Annotated in this window: 10 protein-coding genes; 4 read left to right on the forward strand and 6 right to left on the reverse strand. The window is 71.4% G+C overall.

Features of this window, described 5'->3' with window-relative positions; translation table 11 throughout:
• The first annotated feature begins 71 nt into the window (after window positions 1-71).
• From Vau01_RS26300 to pcp, 3 genes are all read left to right on the forward strand, one after another.
• Window positions 72-2,390: a PQQ-binding-like beta-propeller repeat protein gene (locus Vau01_RS26300; protein WP_203997419.1), complete on the forward strand. Its 2,319-nt coding sequence runs from the start codon at window positions 72-74 to the stop codon at window positions 2,388-2,390.
• Window positions 2,391-2,552: 162 nt separating this feature from the next.
• Window positions 2,553-3,086, forward strand: a complete 534-nt coding sequence (locus tag Vau01_RS26305) for a DUF1269 domain-containing protein (RefSeq protein ID WP_239151859.1) — start codon at window positions 2,553-2,555, stop codon at window positions 3,084-3,086.
• Window positions 3,087-3,114: 28 nt separating this feature from the next.
• Window positions 3,115-3,762, forward strand: coding sequence for a pyroglutamyl-peptidase I (pcp, locus tag Vau01_RS26310; protein WP_203997421.1), 648 nt, complete (start codon window positions 3,115-3,117; stop codon window positions 3,760-3,762).
• A 14-nt stretch (window positions 3,763-3,776) separates the two neighbouring features.
• Here the strand turns inward: pcp and Vau01_RS26315 are convergent, their stop codons facing one another.
• From Vau01_RS26315 to Vau01_RS26330, 4 genes are all read right to left on the reverse strand, one after another.
• Window positions 3,777-5,843, reverse strand: a complete 2,067-nt coding sequence (locus Vau01_RS26315; RefSeq protein ID WP_239151860.1) for a methyl-accepting chemotaxis protein — start codon at window positions 5,841-5,843, stop codon at window positions 3,777-3,779.
• Window positions 5,844-5,957: 114 nt separating this feature from the next.
• Window positions 5,958-6,302 (reverse strand): hypothetical protein, encoded by a 345-nt coding sequence (locus tag Vau01_RS26320; RefSeq protein ID WP_203997425.1) that lies wholly within the window; start codon window positions 6,300-6,302, stop codon window positions 5,958-5,960.
• Between the two features lie 28 nt (window positions 6,303-6,330).
• A complete protein-coding gene (locus Vau01_RS26325; RefSeq protein WP_203997443.1) occupies window positions 6,331-12,921 on the reverse strand; it encodes an RHS repeat-associated core domain-containing protein in 6,591 nt (2,196 codons plus the stop codon).
• A 188-nt stretch (window positions 12,922-13,109) separates the two neighbouring features.
• A complete protein-coding gene (locus Vau01_RS26330) occupies window positions 13,110-14,024 on the reverse strand; it encodes a LysR family transcriptional regulator (protein WP_203997446.1) in 915 nt (304 codons plus the stop codon).
• Between the two features lie 70 nt (window positions 14,025-14,094).
• Here Vau01_RS26330 and Vau01_RS26335 point away from each other — a divergent pair, with 70 nt between their 5' ends.
• Window positions 14,095-14,970 carry an SDR family NAD(P)-dependent oxidoreductase gene (locus Vau01_RS26335; protein WP_203997449.1) on the forward strand — a complete coding sequence of 292 codons (876 nt, stop codon included), beginning with the start codon at window positions 14,095-14,097 and terminating at the stop codon, window positions 14,968-14,970.
• Here Vau01_RS26335 and Vau01_RS26340 read toward each other — a convergent pair.
• Window positions 14,967-15,557, reverse strand: coding sequence for a GyrI-like domain-containing protein (locus tag Vau01_RS26340; protein WP_239151861.1), 591 nt, complete (start codon window positions 15,555-15,557; stop codon window positions 14,967-14,969). The two genes, Vau01_RS26335 and Vau01_RS26340, sit on opposite strands and share 4 nt — an antisense overlap.
• Window positions 15,541-16,083 (reverse strand): PadR family transcriptional regulator, encoded by a 543-nt coding sequence (locus tag Vau01_RS26345; RefSeq protein WP_203997452.1) that lies wholly within the window; start codon window positions 16,081-16,083, stop codon window positions 15,541-15,543. Before Vau01_RS26345 ends, Vau01_RS26340 begins: the two co-directional genes overlap by 17 nt.
• Window positions 16,084-16,092: the final 9 nt, after the last annotated feature.

The following is a 16,092-nucleotide window of genomic DNA, read 5'->3' on the forward strand; positions in this document are numbered from 1 at the left end:
ACTTATTGACCGAAAGAACTTCGCTGCTTAGATTTAGGTCCGGACCGAAACTGTTCGGAGAGGATCTCGCGATGAGGCGACCCCTGGCTGCCGCGGCGACGGCTCTGCTCGTCGCGTCGGGTTTGAGTGTGGTGACGGCGCCGGCCGCCGTCGCGTCGTCGACGACCATCACACCGCCATCCGTCGCGGCCTCGGCCGCCGAGCAGCAGCGGCTGACCTCGCTCGGCATCCCGCTCCGCGACGTCCTCCTCATCGGCGGCACGGTCGCGCCCGGCCCGTCGGGAACCCCGGTGCTGTGGAGCGTCTCGTCCGGCACGCCGGCCCGTCTCAACGCCGTCGACCCGGCGACCGGCACCGCCGTCGCCCGGTACGACCTGCCGACGGCCGGCGGCTCGTACGCGATCGACAGCTCGCCGGACGGAAGCGTCTACGTCGGCACCTACGGCGACGGACACCTGTTCCGGTGGACCGCCGCCACCGGCGTGACCGACCTCGGCCGGCCCATCGCCACCGAGACGTTCCTCTGGGACGTGTCGGTCGGCGACGACGGCACGGTCTTCGGCGGAACCTACCCAAGTGGAAGGTTGTTCAGCTACACGCCGTCGACCGGGCAGTTCCGCGACTACGGGCAGCTCGTGCCCGGCCAGGCGTACGTGCGCACCGTCGCGGTGGCCGGTGCCACGGTGTTCGCCGGCACCGACCCACCGGGTCACCTCGTGGCGGTCGACATCGCCAGCGGCGCCAAGCGCACGCTGCCGCCGCCGGCCGCGCTGGACCCCGCGACCTCGTGGGTCTACGACCTCGACCAGGTCGGCGGCCGGCTCTACGCGCGGTACGGCGGCGCGGCGCCGAACAGCCTGTTCGTCTACGACATCGCCGCCGGCCGGTGGACCGACCGGCTCGACACCGCGCACGGTCTCGAGGTCGGCCCGGCCGACGAGCAGGGCAACGTGTACCTGATCAGGGGCGGCGAACTGGTGCGGTACGACCCGGTCGCGAAGACCACCACCGGCACCGGTGTGCCGTTCGCCGGGCGGGTCGCGAACACGCGCGGCATCGGCTGGGCCGAGCTGGGCCTGCCCGACTACCCGGGTCGCAGCGTCGTCGGTCTGCTCTGGCGCGGCCTGATGTTCCGCTACAACCCGACCACCGGCGCGTCCTCGTTCGTGCAGACCACGATCCAGGGCGAGCCGATCGAGATCACCGCGCTCTCCGACGGGCCCGACGACCGCGTCTACGTGGGCGGTTACCTCAACGGCGGCTTCGCCGCGGTCGACCAGCGGACCGGTGCCACCACCGAGTTCCACACGTTCGGCCAGAGCGAGGCGATGACCCGGCACGGCGACCGGCTCTACGTCGGCGTCTACCCGGAGTCCCGGCTCTACGCCTACGACCCGACGAAGGCGTGGAACAGCCTGGAGTACTCGCCGAACCCGCAGCCGTCACCGGTCGCGAACCCGGAACGGCTGTGGGACCTCAAGGCCGAGGGGCAGATCCGCAGCCGCGGGCTGACGTCGGCCGGCACCTACGTCGCCGTCGGCACGATGCCCGACCTCGGCCTGCTCGGCGGCTACCTCGTGGTCTACGACCCGGCGACCGGGCAGATCGTCACCAAGGAACGCAACGTGGTCACCGACCAGAGCATCGTCGCGCTGACCTACCGCGACGGCGTGATCTACGGGTCCACGTCCATCTACGGCGGGCAGAGCGCGACGCCGCCGACGCAGCCCGAGGCGAAGGTCTTCGCCTGGTCGGTGGCCGAGAAGCGCAAGCTCTGGGAACTGGTGCCGGCGCCCGGCAGGCCGGCGATCCCGGCGCTGACGTTCGACGGCGCCGGCCGGTTGTGGGGCACGGCTGGGTCGGACGTGTTCGCGATCGACGTCGCCGCGCGGCGGGTCACCACGCGGTTCTCGTACGGCACCGGCTCGACGACCATCGGCGACCTCGACTACAACCCGGCCGACCGGATGCTGTACGGCGTCGTCGCCGGGCGGGACTTCTCCCGGATCGACCCGACGACCGGGCAGCGCACGGTGATCCGAACCGGTCCGGGCACGCACGTCGACGTCCACCCGAACGGCGACGTGTACCTGAGCTCGGGCACGTCGGGCACCGAACTGTTCCGCTACGACCTGCCCGACGGGCCGTGCAAACACCCGGACCCGTCGGCGACGGTCACTGTGCGCGGCGCCGACAGCGGCGTCCCGAACCGGGTGGTCGCGGGCGGCTGCACGATCGACGACCTGATCCTCGACGAGGCCGCGTGGCCGAACCGGGCCGCGCTGGTGCTGTACGTGAGCGCCGTGGCGAACCTGCTCAAGGCGACGGGCGTCGTGACGGCCGCCGAACGCGACCGCATCGTGGCGGCGGCGCGGAACGCGACGATCTGACGGAGGCCCGCCGACGCCTTCCGGACAGCCGGGATCAGGGCGGCTGATCCTTTCCCGGACGCCGCCCCGGAACTCACCTCCCGGGATGAGGCGGCCTTGCGTCCTCGGCGCGATCGTGGCCCTCGGGCCGACCGGGCCCGGCTACCACAGGAGGCATGAGGGATGGCTTACGACACGTTCATCGCCTGCGTCGGGGTGTACCGCAACGTCGAGGCCGCCGAGGCGGACTACGACCTGGTCAAGGACCTGCACCGCAAGGTCGGTCTGATCGACGCGTACGACGCGGCCGTCATCGAGCGGCGGGCCGGTGGGAAGACGAAGATCGTCAAGAAGCACGAGACGCCGACGCGGGTCGGTGGGGTGTTCGGCGGCGGCGTCGGCCTCGCCACGGGTCTGGTCGTCGCGCTGTTCCCGTTCGCCGCGATCGGTGGCGGCCTGCTGGCGGCGACCACCGCCGGCGGCGCCGTGCTCGGGTCGCTGGCCGGGCACGCCGCGGCCGGGATGAGCCGCAGCGACCTCAAGGAACTCGGCGAGCACCTCGACGAGGGCGAGGCCGGGCTGGTGGTCATCGCCGTGTCCGACATGGCGTCGAAGGTCGAGCGCGAGATGAAGCGGGCGGAGAAGCTCCAGGCCAAGCAGCTCAAGGCCGACACCGCCGAGATCGAACAGGACGCCAAGAGCGCCGGCGCCCAATAGGGGGTCATCCTCGCGGGATGATTGCGTGATGAAGATCCTGATGACCGGATTCGATCCGTTCGAGGAGGAGTCGATCAACCCGTCCTGGGAGGCGGTCAAGCGGCTGCCCGACACCGTCGACGGTGCCGAGATCATCAAGGTGCAGATCCCGACGTCGTTCGCCCGGTCGGTCGAGGTGCTCCACGCCGCCGTCGTCGAGCACGACCCGGACGTGATCGTCAGTGTCGGCCAGGCGGGCGGCCGGTACGCGGTGAACCCGGAGCGGGTCGCCATCAACATCGACGACGGGCGCATCGCCGACAACGACGGCGTGCAACCCGTCGACGTACCGGTCCGCGAGGACGGGCCGCCGGCCTACTTCAGCTCGCTGCCGGTCAAGGCGATGGTGACGGCGATGCGGCGGGCCGGGTTCCCCGCGGCGGTCTCGAACACCGCCGGGACGTTCGTCTGCAACCACATCATGTACAGCATCCTGTACATGATCGACCGCGAGTTCCCCGGCAAGCGGGGCGGCTTCGTCCACGTCCCCTACCTCCCGCAGCAGGTCGTCGACAAGGCGAACGTGCCGTCCATGAGCCTCGACGACATCACCACCGCCCTCACCGCCGGCGTGGCCGCGATCGTCGGGTACCGCGACAGGCCCGACGAGCACACCGTCGGCGGCGCGACGCACTGACGCAACGATGGCGCCTAGCGCTGGAACCGGGCCACGAGGTCGGTCAGCGTGTGGGCGTTGGTGTTGAGCCGGTCCGCGGCGGCGCGGGAGCTTTCCACGGCGTGCTGCGCGTGGGCCATGCTCTCGGTCACCGTGTCGATGTTCGCGGCGATGTCGGTGCTGCTGTGCGACGCGTTCGTCACGTTGCGGCGCATCTCCTCCGTGGTGGCGGTCTGCTCCTCGACGGCCGCGGCGATCGCGCGCTGGAAGTCGTTGACCCGGTCGATGGCGTCGGTGATCGCGCCGATGGCCTGCACGGCGCTCTCGGTGTCGGTGCGGATGGCGGCGACGCGGTCGGTGACGTCGCCGGTTGCCCGCGCGGTCTGCTGGGCCAGGTCCTTGACCTCGCCCGCGACCACCGCGAACCCCTTGCCGGACTCGCCGGCCCGGGCGGCCTCGATCGTCGCGTTGAGGGCGAGCAGGTTGGTCTGCTCGGCGATGCTGCTGATCACCTTCACCACGTCGGCGATCTGCAGGCTCGATTCCCCCAGCCGACCCATGACCTGGGTCGCCTGCTGCGCGAGCCGGACGCTGTCGTGGGCGACGCTCGCCGCCTCGTGGGCGTTCTGCGAGATCTCCCGGATCGAGGCGGCCATCTCGCCCGAGCCGGTCGACACCGTCTTCACGTTGTGGGACACGTCCCGCGCGGACGCCGCGACGCCCTCGGCCTTCGACGCCGCCGTCGCCGCGGCGGTCTCCAGCTCCCGGCCGATCGTGGCGACCTGCTCGGCCGACGTCGAGACCTCGGTGGCGGTCGCGCTGATCTCGCCGAGCATCCCGCGCAGCTCACCAACGGCGGTGTTGAGCGCGGCACCCATACCGGCGACCTCGTCGTTGCCGTCGGCCGGCACGGTCGCCGTGAGGTCCCGGTGGGCGACCCGGGCCAGCGCACCGGTGAGGCCGGCGAGCCGCCCCGACAACCGGTTGGCCCAGAACCAGGCCACCGAGCCGATCAGCACCGCCAGCACCAGCGCCGCGACCGCGAACGTCGTCAGCATGTCGGTGCGGCCCTCGTCGAGGGCGGCCGTGAGCGCGTCGATGTCCGGCCCGTAGGCCTGGGTCACGATCGCCCACTTGTACGGGGCGTAGTAGGTGACGGTCACCGGGCTCTTCGCGGCCGTCGCGCCGGTGAGGCCCGGGAGCTTGTAGGTCGCCCGGTAGGTGGCGCCGGTCGCCAGCTTCGGCGCCTCGGTGGTGATCTGGTCGACGTACTTGGCGCCGTTCGCGTCGGTGGCGTCGAGACGGGTCTGGCCGACCTCCGACGTGGCGCCCGCCGCGATGATCCGGCCCCGGTCGGCCGCGGCGGTGGAGTAGACGGTGACGCTTCCGTTGGTGCCCACCTTCGTCTCCGCGATGGTCTTGATCAGACCCGCGATCGCCTCCGCCTGCGGCACACCGAAGTAGATTGCTCCGACGACGGTGCCGGACGCGTCCTTCACCGGGTCGTAGCCGGCGATGTACCAGGTGTCGACCACCAGCGCGACACCCCGGTACGACTTGCCGTCGCGGATCGCGGCCGCCACGGCGTTGGGCTGCCCGTCGGCGGTGACCGCCGGAATGTAGGTGCCGATCCCGCGCAGGCCGGCCTTGTTGGGGACGTTCGTAGCGACCCGCAGCAGGTCACCGGCGGCGTTGATGCGCTGGAACAGCGTCACCGTGCCGCCGACCATGGCGCGCACGTCGTCGACGAACGGGGTCGCGACCTTGAGGTCGCGGTTCTGCCCGAGCCACGTGCCGCCGACCAGCGCGCGCGGCAGCGTGACGGTGGTGACCTGCTGGGTCAGCTGGTTCGTGGCCTGCCACGTGACGGGCTGCCCGGAGAACTGCAGCCCCCCGCGCTGCCCGAGCTCACTGATCGCCACCTGCTGCGCCCGGTTCACGCTGGCCTGCACGCCGTCGCCGACGCCGGCCGCGAGCCGGCTCACGCCCTCCGCGACGTGCCCCTGATCGGCCGCGGACAGCTTGTCGACCTGATCCCGGGCATCACTGCTGAACCGGGCGGTCTGCACCGCCCCGACGGCGAACAGAATCACCGCTGTCATGACGGCTCCGCCCGCGCCAAGTGCGAGCAACCGGTGACGCAGCTGCATACGGCACCCATCGGCCACCCGGACCGCAACCTGAGCACCCTTGACGTCCGGCCGGCGGCACCCGGCCTACGGCTCCGGGGGTCCGGTGCTGACGTCGAGGACGGCGCACACCACGAAACCCTCGTGCGCGCCGTCGGTGACGGTCAGGCGTAGGTAGCGGGCGCTGTGCCGGTCCGGTATGTCGACGAACCGGTCGATCGCGCCGGGGTCGGCCGCCGTCGCGATGGTGAGGTGCTGGAAGCGGTGCCGTAGCTGCATCGCCAGCACGTCGAGGAATCGCACGTACACCGTTTCACCGGCCACCTCGTTGCCGTCGCTGCGCAGCGTCAGCGTGCGGTGCGAGACCGTGTACGCCCACGGCCGGAAGCTCCGCGGAAAGCGGAGCGGCAGCTGCTCCGGGGAAACCTTCACAACTGCCGCTCCACATCGGGTCGGTGCTTCAGTCGACGAACGGACTCTTGTCGACCCTACCGTTCAGCCACCAGGTGACCCGGGCCTGAACCGAGGCCGGTGCGTCCCGGATCGCGGCCAGCTCCATGGCGGTCAACTCGCTTCCGGACTGGGCCCAGGCCCGCGGGTCGCGGATCCCGTTGAGGTTGAAGTGGATCTGGACGGTGCTGTCGGGCGAGAGCGCCTCGTTGATCGTCGGCCACGGGTTGCCCGGGTCGGGCCAGTCGGTCCACGGTGTCGCGCCGCGGTCGTGCGCGAACTCGGCGAGTTCGAGCGGGTTCTCGTCGGTCTGGGTGAGACCGAGCGCGATGACGGGCGGGCAGGTGTTGTGGACGAGCACCGGCGTCGTGCCGGCCAGCACGTGGTACGTGTGGGTGCTGGCGACGGTCAGGTCGTAGGTGACCCGCTGCGCGGTGTACCGGTGTACGGCGGTCACCTGCACGTACGTGCCGGCCGACGTGCGCAGCAGCTCGCCCGGTCGCAGGTCGCCGGCGTCGACCCAGCGGCCCTGGGTCACCGACCAGAACGGGTGGTGCGCGGTGGCCGTCACCGTGTTCTTTTCTTTGCCGGCTCCGACCGTGACGTCGACGAAGTCCTTGTCGCTGTCGGTGCGGATGCCGTGGGTGACCTGGCGGGCCACCGCACCGCCGGTGAGCGGATCGGTGGCGACCACCGTGTCGCCCGGTTCCACCCGTTCGATCGGCCGGGTGGAACCGTCGGCCAGCAGTACCGGGGTGCCTGCCACGAAGCTGTTGCGGGTGTCGGGCTGCCGCGCCGGGCACGAGTCGGGTGCGCCCGGTGGGTCGTCGGACTTTCCGGCGCCCTTCTTCGTCTTCGCCTTGGCCTTGGCGGCGACCGCCTTCGCGCGCGCCGCGGCCTCCTCGGCCGCCTTCTTCGCGGCCCGTTCGGCGGCCGCCTTCACCGCTGCCGCCTTGTCCGCGGCGGCCTTTGCGGCAGCCGCGGCAGCGGCCTTGGCTCTCTCCGCGGCCTCCTTCGCGCCCTTGAGGATCGCCTTGGCCCACTTGACTTCCTCGAAGAACTTGAAGATGGCCTTGCCGGCCCGCCACAGTGCCTCGCCGATCTTCTTGGCCTTGAAGATCTTGCCCCACGGCAGCGCACCGATCACCGTCATCACGCAGGCGCCGATGTCGCCCTTGAGGCAGTCGATGATGTCGTTGATCCCCAGGATCTCCATGAGGATCTGGCCGCCCGCCTCGAGCACGACGTCGAGCAGGCTCTTGTTCTGCAACTGGTTCGCGCGGGCGATGTCCTCCGGGCTCGGTCCGGTGTTCTGCTCGCCGGTGGCCGGCGGCACGGGTTGGCCACCGCCGTCACCCGCCTGGGGTTCCAGGCCGGTGGGGTCGGCGTAGGCGAGCGGGTTGTTGTCGGCGTAGACGTAGGAGCTGACCGCCGCGCCGCCGCGCGCCACCGGGTCGGTCGAGGTGAACCGGCCGGTGGCCGGGTTGTAGTTGCGGGCCCGCAGGTAGTAGTTGCCGTTGCCGGTGCTGTTGTCCTGGTACGCGCCGGCGTACCGCAGCGGGTTCGTCGGCCCGACGACGCTCTGCGTTCCGGCGTCGCCCTGCGTTCCGGCGTTGCTCTGCGTTCCGGCCAGCGTCTCACCCATCCGCGGGTTGCCGAACGGGTCGTAGTCGTAGGCCTGTTCCGGAACCCCGGCGGGGGAGAGCATCGCGGAAATGCCGCCGAGCCAGTCGTGCGTGTAGGAGTGTGCGCCGGTCGGCGCGTCGAGCAGCGCGAGCGGCTCGTCGTCGGGGCCGTACACGAACCCGCGCGTCTCGGCGGTCTGCCCGCTGGCCGTGGTCACCGTGTCGACGGCGATCTGCGGCAGCGTGCCGTTGGTGTCCCACGACCACCGCTGGGTCACGGCCTGGTCGCCCGTGCCGGTGGTGCCGGTCAACCGCAGGCCGGACGCGTCGTAGCCGAACGCCGTCGGGCGGCCGGACACCGTCGCCTTGGCCAGGGTGCCGTCGAGGTTGTACGCGAACGTGTCGCCGCCGGCGCGGGTCTGGTTGCCGTCGAGGTCGTACTCGTAGTCGACGGCGGCCGTGCGACCGGCGACCTGGGTGGCCTGCCGCTTCAGCTGATCGGCGTCGTCGTAGTCGTAATCGGTGACGCCGGAGCCCGCCGAGCCGGACAACGTCTGCCGGGTGCGGTTCCCGACGAGGTCGTACTTGTAGTCGATCCGGCCGGCCGCGGCACCGGTGCAGGTGAGCGCGCCGTAGCAGGCGGAGGTGACCCGGTCGACGGCATCGTAGGCGTAGGCCACCGACTCGGAGACGCCGTTGCGCGTGGTCACGATGCGGGTGGGGTTGCCGAGTTCGTCGAGCGTCAGCTGGAACCCGGAGACCGGATCCTGCGGGACCGGTACCGGCACCACCGGAAGCGACGGCACCGACGCCGGCCCGGCACCGTGCTTGTTCGACGCGGTGACGGTGAACGTGTACGCCGTTCCGGGCTCCAACCGGTCGACGACAGCGGTGGTGGTGCCCGGCGCCACGGTGACGGACCGGCCGCCCGGAGACGCGGTGACGGTGAAGCCGGTCAGCGGGGAGCTTCCGGCGTCGGCCGGCGGCTTCCACGTGACCGCCGCCTGTGCCGCACCGGCCTTGGCGGTGACGGTGGTCGGTGCGCCCGGACTGCGGTCGGTCGTGGCCGCGTCGGGTGCGGCCGGCGCCGGGCTGGCACTGTCCGATGTGGACGGTGCCGGGGTGGGGCTGCCCGATCCTGATGCGGACGGCGCGGGGCCGGCCGGTTCTGTTGCCGCTGGTTCTGTTGCCGCTGGTTCTGTGGTTGTTGGTTCTGTGGCCGGCTCTGTGGCCGGTTCCGTGGTTGCCGCCTGGGTGGCGGTTCGGCGGGTGCCGATGCCGACCAGCCGTCCGGCGTCGTCGTAGGAGCGGGTCTCCACGAGTCCGGTGGCCGCGGGCAGCGTCGTCGTTGTCCGCCGGCCGGCGATGTCGTAGCCGAAGTTCCACGTCGACGTGCTCAGCCCGGCCGATCCGCCCGACGCCGAGACGGTCGTGACCCGGCCGTCGTCGTCGTACGTGGCCCCGATCACGGTGCCGTCGGGGTTGGTGCGGCGTTTGAGGTTGCCACGCTCGTCGTAGCCGTACGAGAACGCCTCCGTCCGCCCGCCGACGGTCTCGGTGCGGGTGACCGCGGTGATCTCGTCCTCGTCGTTGTAGTCGACCCGGCGGCTGCCGGCCGGATCGCCGTAGAACGTGGTGCGGTCCTTGGCGTCGTAACCCCACGTGTACATCGGGCCGGTGGTGCCGAGCGCCCGCTGGGTGCGGCGCCCGACGATGTCGTAGGTGTCGACGATGGTGCGGGCCGCGCGGGCCGACGAGCCCGGGTTCTCGTTCGCGCCGAGCGTGATCTGCGTGAGCACGTTGCTCTCGACGTCGTAGGAGATCTCGGTGCGGCGGCCGAGCGGGTCGGTCTGCCGGACCATCCGGCCGGCCTGGTCGTAGTCGTACCTGCGGACGTGACCGTTGGGGTCGCGCACCGACTTGAGCATGCCGTCGGGGTGGTAGTCGACGACCGTCGAGTACTGCGCGGGGTCGTGCGGGTCGACCGGCGCGTCGGGCGCGTGGATGGTCTTCGGCCGGTCGTCCTCGTCGTAGGTGTAGGTGATGCTGCGGCCCTTGGCGTCCGACACCGCGGTCACCCGGTTGTTGGCGTCGAACGTCGAGACGGTGCTGTGGCCGAGCGGGTCGACGACCTCCTGGAGGTTCCCGGCGCGGTCGTAGCGGTAGCGGGTGGTGTAGCGGTCCTTGATGCCGCCCGGCACGTTGCCGCGCGGGTCGGTGGTGGCGACGATCTTGCCGTCACCGTCGAAGTCCCACGTGATGACGCCGCCCTCGGGCATCGTGCGCGAGATCTTGTTGCCGGCCGCGTCGTAGGCGAAGCCGGTCTGCTTGCCGCCGGAGTCGGTGATGGAGTTCTGCCGCCCGTTGCGGTCGTAGCCCAACTGTGTCGTGCGGCCGAGCGTGTCGGTCGTCTTCGTGACGTTGCCGCCGTTGTCGCGCTCGAACGAGGACGTGCGGTTGAACTCGTCGACCGTCGCCTTCGTGCGGTCCAGTTCGTCGGCCTTGAAGTCCTTGTCGACGAAGCCGGGGGAGCCGGGGTAGGGCCGGCGCATGCGGATGAGGTTGTCGTTGCCGTCGTAGAAGTAGGTGGTGGTGAAGTCGGCCGGGTTCGCGCCCGGCACGTTGCCGCGCGGCGAGGTGGTCTTCTCCAGCAGGCCCTTGGCGTTGTAGCCGAACGTGGTGACGATGTCGGGCCCCGCCCCGAGTTCGAGGCGCGTCGACGCCTTCCGCCCGGCCGCCGTGTACGTCACGACGCTTTCCCGCCGCGGGTCGGTGGTCGACTTCAGCAGGCCGTCGTCGTAGTAGCTGAACCGCGTCTCGATGCCGGTCGGCGTGACCCGTTTGATCATCCGGCCGGCCTCGTCGAACACGGTGGTCGCCGGGTTGCGCTTGCCCGGCTGCTGCACGGCCGTCACCTGGTCGGCCGCGTCGACGACGTAGCGCGTCGTGTAGGCGGCCGGGTCCGCACCCGGCACCGTGCCGCGCGGATCGGTCACCGACACCTGCCGTCCGGTGGCGTCGTAGGCGACCTCGGTGCGCCGTGCCTCCGGCGAGATGACGGACTTCAGCAGACCGTTGTTGCGGTCGCCGACCGGAAGGTACTCGTAGCGGGTCACCTTGTTGCGCTGGTCGATGCGGATCGTGGGCAGGCCCCGGTCGTCGTACTCGAACCGGATGCGGTTGCCCTCGGCGTCGACGCTCTCCACGAGCTCGTTGAACTCGTTGAACGTGTTCTTCCAGACGTTGTCGCGCGCGTCCTTGACCTCGATGGGGTTGTTGCGCGCGTCGTACTTCGTCACCTCGTTGAACGTGAACGGCAGCGGAGCCTTCTGTTCGGTGATGTTCCCGTTGTCGTCGAACGTCGACTCGTGCTGGTTGTGCTTGCCGTTGACCACGAGGTTGCGGTTGAGCCGCCCGTCGTAGCGGTGGTTGACGGCGTCGCGGCCGCCGCGTTGGGTGTGCACGAGGACGTTGCCGCGGTAGCCGTCGACGGTCACCACGCCGTCGGGGTCGGTGGTGAAGGACTCCTCTTCGGCGGCGTGCCACTCGAACGTCGTCAGGTTGCCCAGCGCGTCGAACTGCTTGACGACCCGGCCGTCGGCGCCGTACTCGTTGCGCACGTCGACGACGTTGCGCGCCGGCTTGCCGGTCTTGATCGGGGAGATGACCTCGGTGAGCAGCCCGACGTCGTTGTACCTGTAGCGCCAGGTGTTGCCGCGCACATCGCGCACCGAGGCCAGCCGGCCCTGCTCGTAGCCGTACTCGACGTAGCGGTTGTCGGGCAGGCGCACCTTGCGGATGAGCGCGTCGGTGACGGTCACCGTCGCGACCCGGCCGGACGCGTCGGTGACGGTCAGCCCGGTTGCGGTGTAGGCCAGCCGGACGCCGGCACCGCGCGGGTTCAGGATCGAGGTGAGGCGGCCCTCGGCGTCGAAGGCGTACACGGTCTGTGTGACGGTCACCAGTTCCCAGCCGGCACCGGCGCGGCGCAGGTTCGACCGCACCCCGGCCGGCCGGTCGTAGCCGCCGGCGGCGTTGAGGCGGTAGAACGCCTCGGCGCCGTCCTGGGCGCGCACCGTGACACCCTCGTCTCCGGTGGTGACACGCATGCCGTACGACCACGACCAGCCCGTGCCGAACGGGCCGGGCGTGGCCACCGCCGACGAGTAGGTGCGCACGGAGGTGAACTCGACGCCGAAGGACGCCATCGACAGGTCGCGCTCCAGCCGGACGTACGCGCCGTTGGCGGTGTTGACGCCCATGCCCCGCACCGCCTGGCCGGCCTCGGTCAGCCCGAGCGCGTTGCCGCAGTTGCAGCCCGCCGCCTGCGCGTTGGTGACCGCCGGCGGCACGATCGTCGTGCGTGGCTTCGCGTTCGGCGAGCGGGCCGACTCCACCTCCGTGCCGTCGGCGAACGTGGCGGTGATGGTGATGAAGTACTCGCGCGCCGGGTCGAGCACCCAGCCCTGCGCCGCACCGAACGTCTTGCAGTACTTGCGGATCGTCTCGCATGCCGGGTCGAGGTCGGCCGGTGCCAACGTCGTCGAGGCCTGCTCCGTGCCGGCGGCGGCGTCGAACAACCGCACCGTCCACGAGGTGAACGACCGGTCGTCGTCGCGCAGGTCGAAGTAGGCGACGAACGACGTGTCACCGAGGGTGTAGCCGGGCCGCAGCTCGACGTTCTCGAACACCACCTCGGCGGTGGTGGCCACCCGGCCGGATGATGCGGCGGCCGGAATCGCCGACCACTCCGCCGCCGACAACGCCCGTGGCGCGGCCGCGGCGGCCACCGGCGGTGGAACCACCGGTGTTCGCTGCCGGGGCGCGGCATTCGGCCTCGTGCCGGCCGGCAGGTCACGCAGCACCGGCGGCGCCCCCGCCACGCCGGCCGGTGTGCCCGGCGGGCTGGATGATTGGGGCATCTCCACGGCCGGCAGCAGCGAAACCGCCAGGGCCAGAGTCAATACGACGGGCAACCACGCGAAACGACGCGAGCCACGATCGACGGAAACCATAGCGATCACTCCCCCGTTTGGTCGCTCAGCCCCGCCGACACTACCGAGACACATCGATCCTGATGAGTGCAATGGCTCTTTTTTGCACATGCTGATATGTGTCGGCCGGGCGACGGAACCGACAACCGGAGGCGGGAAATCTCGGTGAGCTATGCCGGTTCGGCGACGGCCGCCTCGATCGCTTCCGCGACGCGGGCAGCGGCCGGCGGAAGCGGCGTCCGCAGCCACGCGAGGATGATGCGCCGGCGCTCGTCGGGGCCGCCGCGCACGGGGAGGACGCGCACGCCGGGCGGCGCGAGCGGTGCCAGCGACGCGGGCACCGTGGTGATTCCCGCACCGGCCGCCACCAGGTGGAGCTTGGCCAGCCAGTCGCGGGCGGTGTGGGCGATCCGGGGCCGCTCGTCGAGGCCGGGCCACACGCCCATCGGGTTCTCGCCGGCCGATTTCGGCCCGGCGATCCACGCCCGGCCACGCAGCTCGGTGACGTGCACCGCGTCGCCGGCCGCCAGCGGGTCACCGGCCGGAACGGCGACGCACAGACCGCGTTCGGCCAGCGTCCGCCGTTTCAACGGTGGTGACTCGGAGTCGGGCGGGCGGAACGGCGGTGCCGACGCGAGGATCGCGAGATCGATCGTGCCGGCGCGCAGCGCCCGGACCAGCGCGGTGCTGCTGCCCTCGCGGGTGGTGACGGCGATGGCCGGGTGACCGCGGCGCAGCGCGGCCAGCGCCCGCGGAACGAGAATGGCGCCGGCGCTCGGGTACCAGCCCAGCCGCACCGGGCCGGCGCTCGCCGGCCGGTCGGCCAGTTCGCGGGCGGCGGCGTCGAGGAGGTCGAGGGCGGCCGCCGCCGAGCGCAGCACCACGCGGCCGGCGGCGGTGAGCCGCACCCCGTCGTGGTGGCGCTCCAGCAGGGCGGTGCCCGCCGCCCGTTCCAAACCGGCGAGCTGACGCGACACCGCCGACTGCGTGTACCCGAGCGCCACCGCCGCCGCGGTGACCGTCCCCTTCTCGGCCACCTCGCGGAACGCGCGCAGGCCGACGATCGACACACCGGACAGGTCCATGACGAATACGCATACCAGATGTGCGTGACAGTCGTTGGCGGCATGGGCTCCGGGTCCTAGCGTCGACCGCATGACGGATGGACGCACGGCCCTGGTCACCGGGGCGAACCAGGGAATCGGCCGCGCGGTGGTCGAGGGGCTCGCGGCCCGGCTGACACCCGCCGACCTCGTCCTGCTCACGGGCCGCGACCCGGGCCGGGTGGCGCGGGCGGCGGACGAGGTCGCGCGGGCCACCCCCGGCGGGGCCCGCGTGGTCGGGCGGGTGCTCGACGTCGGCGACGCCGCCGCGATCGGTGCGCTCGCCGCGGAACTGGGCACGGTGGACGTCGTCGTCTCGAACGCGGCCGCCCGCCTCGACCCGGCGGTGTCGCAGGCCGCGCAGGCCGACGCGTTCGTGGCCGTCGCCAACGGCGGGACGCATGCGGTGCTCCGCACGCTGGCACCCGTGCTGCGGCCGGGCGGGCGGCTCGTCGTCGTGGCGAGTTCGCTCGGAACGCTCGGCCACCTCGATCCCCGGCTCCGGCACCGCTTCGACGGGGTGACGCTCGACGAGGTGGAGAAGGCGGTCGCCGACTGGCTCGACGCCGTGCACGACGGAACGGCGGCGCGCGCGGGCTGGTCACCGTGGATCAACGTCCCGTCGAAGGTCGCACAGGTGGCCGCCGTGCGTGCGGTGGCCGCCGCTCGCCGCGTCCCCGATCTGGCCGACGACATCCTGATCGCCGCGGTCTGCCCCGGCCTGGTCGACACGGCCGCGTCGCGGCCGTGGTTCGACGATTTCTCCGCCGCGCGCACCCCGGCCGAAGCGGCAGAACCGATCGTGGACCTCGTGCTGGCCGGCACGGTCGACCCGACCCTGTACGGCGAACTGGTCCGCTACGGCGCGGTGGTGCCGTGGAAGGCCGGCCGGCCCGCCCACGCTCAGGACGCGACGGTCGTCCCCTAGGAATCCGAGCTGACCGGCTGCCTGAGGATCGTGCGCCGCTTGTCGGGTGCGACCTTGCGGAAGTCGCTGAGGTAGATCTCGTGGTGGGTGCCGGTCATGCGCAACCCGTTGCCGGGGATGACCTCGTGATGCAGCCGCGCGAGCACGGCGGCCTCGTCGTCGAAGGAGCCGACGTGCAGCGTCTGCACGCATCGGCCCTCGGAGAGGGTCTGCAGGCGGACGCCTTCGGCCCCGGTCTTCTCGAACGTTGCCTCGTCGATCCAGTCCGGGACCATCAGCATCAGCGTCCAGTCCCACTGCGACTTGTCGCGCGCGGTGGTGAAGGAATCCATGTCCTCGGCCCACCACAGGCCTTCCAGGGGCGGGACGACGTAGTCGCGGCCGAGGTCGCGCTTGCTGGCGAACTTCAGCTTGTACGCCACCGGGTAGAGCGCCTCGACCGCCGCGGTGAAGGCGGGCGAGGAGTTGGGGTCGCCGTGCCCGTCGACCATGAGGTACTGCATGTCGGGCACGTCGATCCACCGGAACCGGCCCCGCTGCGCGCGGTAGGCGTCGAGGGTCTTCTTGAAGTCAATCTTGTCTGTCACCGGGAACCTGGACTCGGGTGGCGAGCCACTGCCTTTCTGCCTCCATGAGGCTGAGCGAGTACGAGAACACCTCACGCGCCGCGAGCGGGAGGGAAGCGTGTGCCTGCTGTGCTCTCTGTGCGGCCCGGACGGCGGCGATCCGGTCGTCGAGCTGCGCCAGCCGGGTGCGCAGCGCCCGCGCGTACTGCCGCGCGGAGAGCAGGGGCAGGTTGGCGAGGCCGACGAGCATCGGGTGGGGAACCGGGCGGGCCTCCGTGAGCAGGGCCAGCGCGGTGGCCGCCGCGACCCGACGGCCCTCGGCGGTGGCGTGGAACACCCGGCGGGACTTCGCGGCGGCCGGCGCCTCCGGAACGTGGAGCAGGCCGCGCTGCTCCAGCTTGGTGAGCAGGTAGTAGATCGAGGAGAAGCCGATGTCGGTCCACTGCCGGATGCCGCGCTGCTGGATCACCTGCTCCAGGTCGTAACCGTGCTGCGGGTGCTCGATGACCAGCCCCAGGACGGTCAGCTCGGCGGGGGTCAACTCCACCGGACTATT

The sequence above is a fragment of the Virgisporangium aurantiacum genome (assembly GCF_016863635.1).
Classification (GTDB): Bacteria; Actinomycetota; Actinomycetes; order Mycobacteriales; family Micromonosporaceae; genus Virgisporangium; species Virgisporangium aurantiacum.

Excerpts from the sequence above, each read along its gene's own strand:
- Vau01_RS26300 (WP_203997419.1), top strand. The coding sequence starts at position 72 with ATGAGGCGACCCCTGGCTGCCGCGGCGACGGCTCTGCTCGTCGCGTCG.
- Vau01_RS26305 (WP_239151859.1), top strand. The coding sequence starts at position 2,553 with ATGGCTTACGACACGTTCATCGCCTGCGTCGGGGTGTACCGCAACGTC.
- pcp (WP_203997421.1), top strand. The coding sequence starts at position 3,115 with ATGAAGATCCTGATGACCGGATTCGATCCGTTCGAGGAGGAGTCGATC.
- Vau01_RS26315 (WP_239151860.1), bottom strand. The coding sequence starts at position 5,843 with ATGACAGCGGTGATTCTGTTCGCCGTCGGGGCGGTGCAGACCGCCCGG.
- Vau01_RS26330 (WP_203997446.1), bottom strand. The coding sequence starts at position 14,024 with ATGGACCTGTCCGGTGTGTCGATCGTCGGCCTGCGCGCGTTCCGCGAG.
- Vau01_RS26335 (WP_203997449.1), top strand. The coding sequence starts at position 14,095 with ATGACGGATGGACGCACGGCCCTGGTCACCGGGGCGAACCAGGGAATC.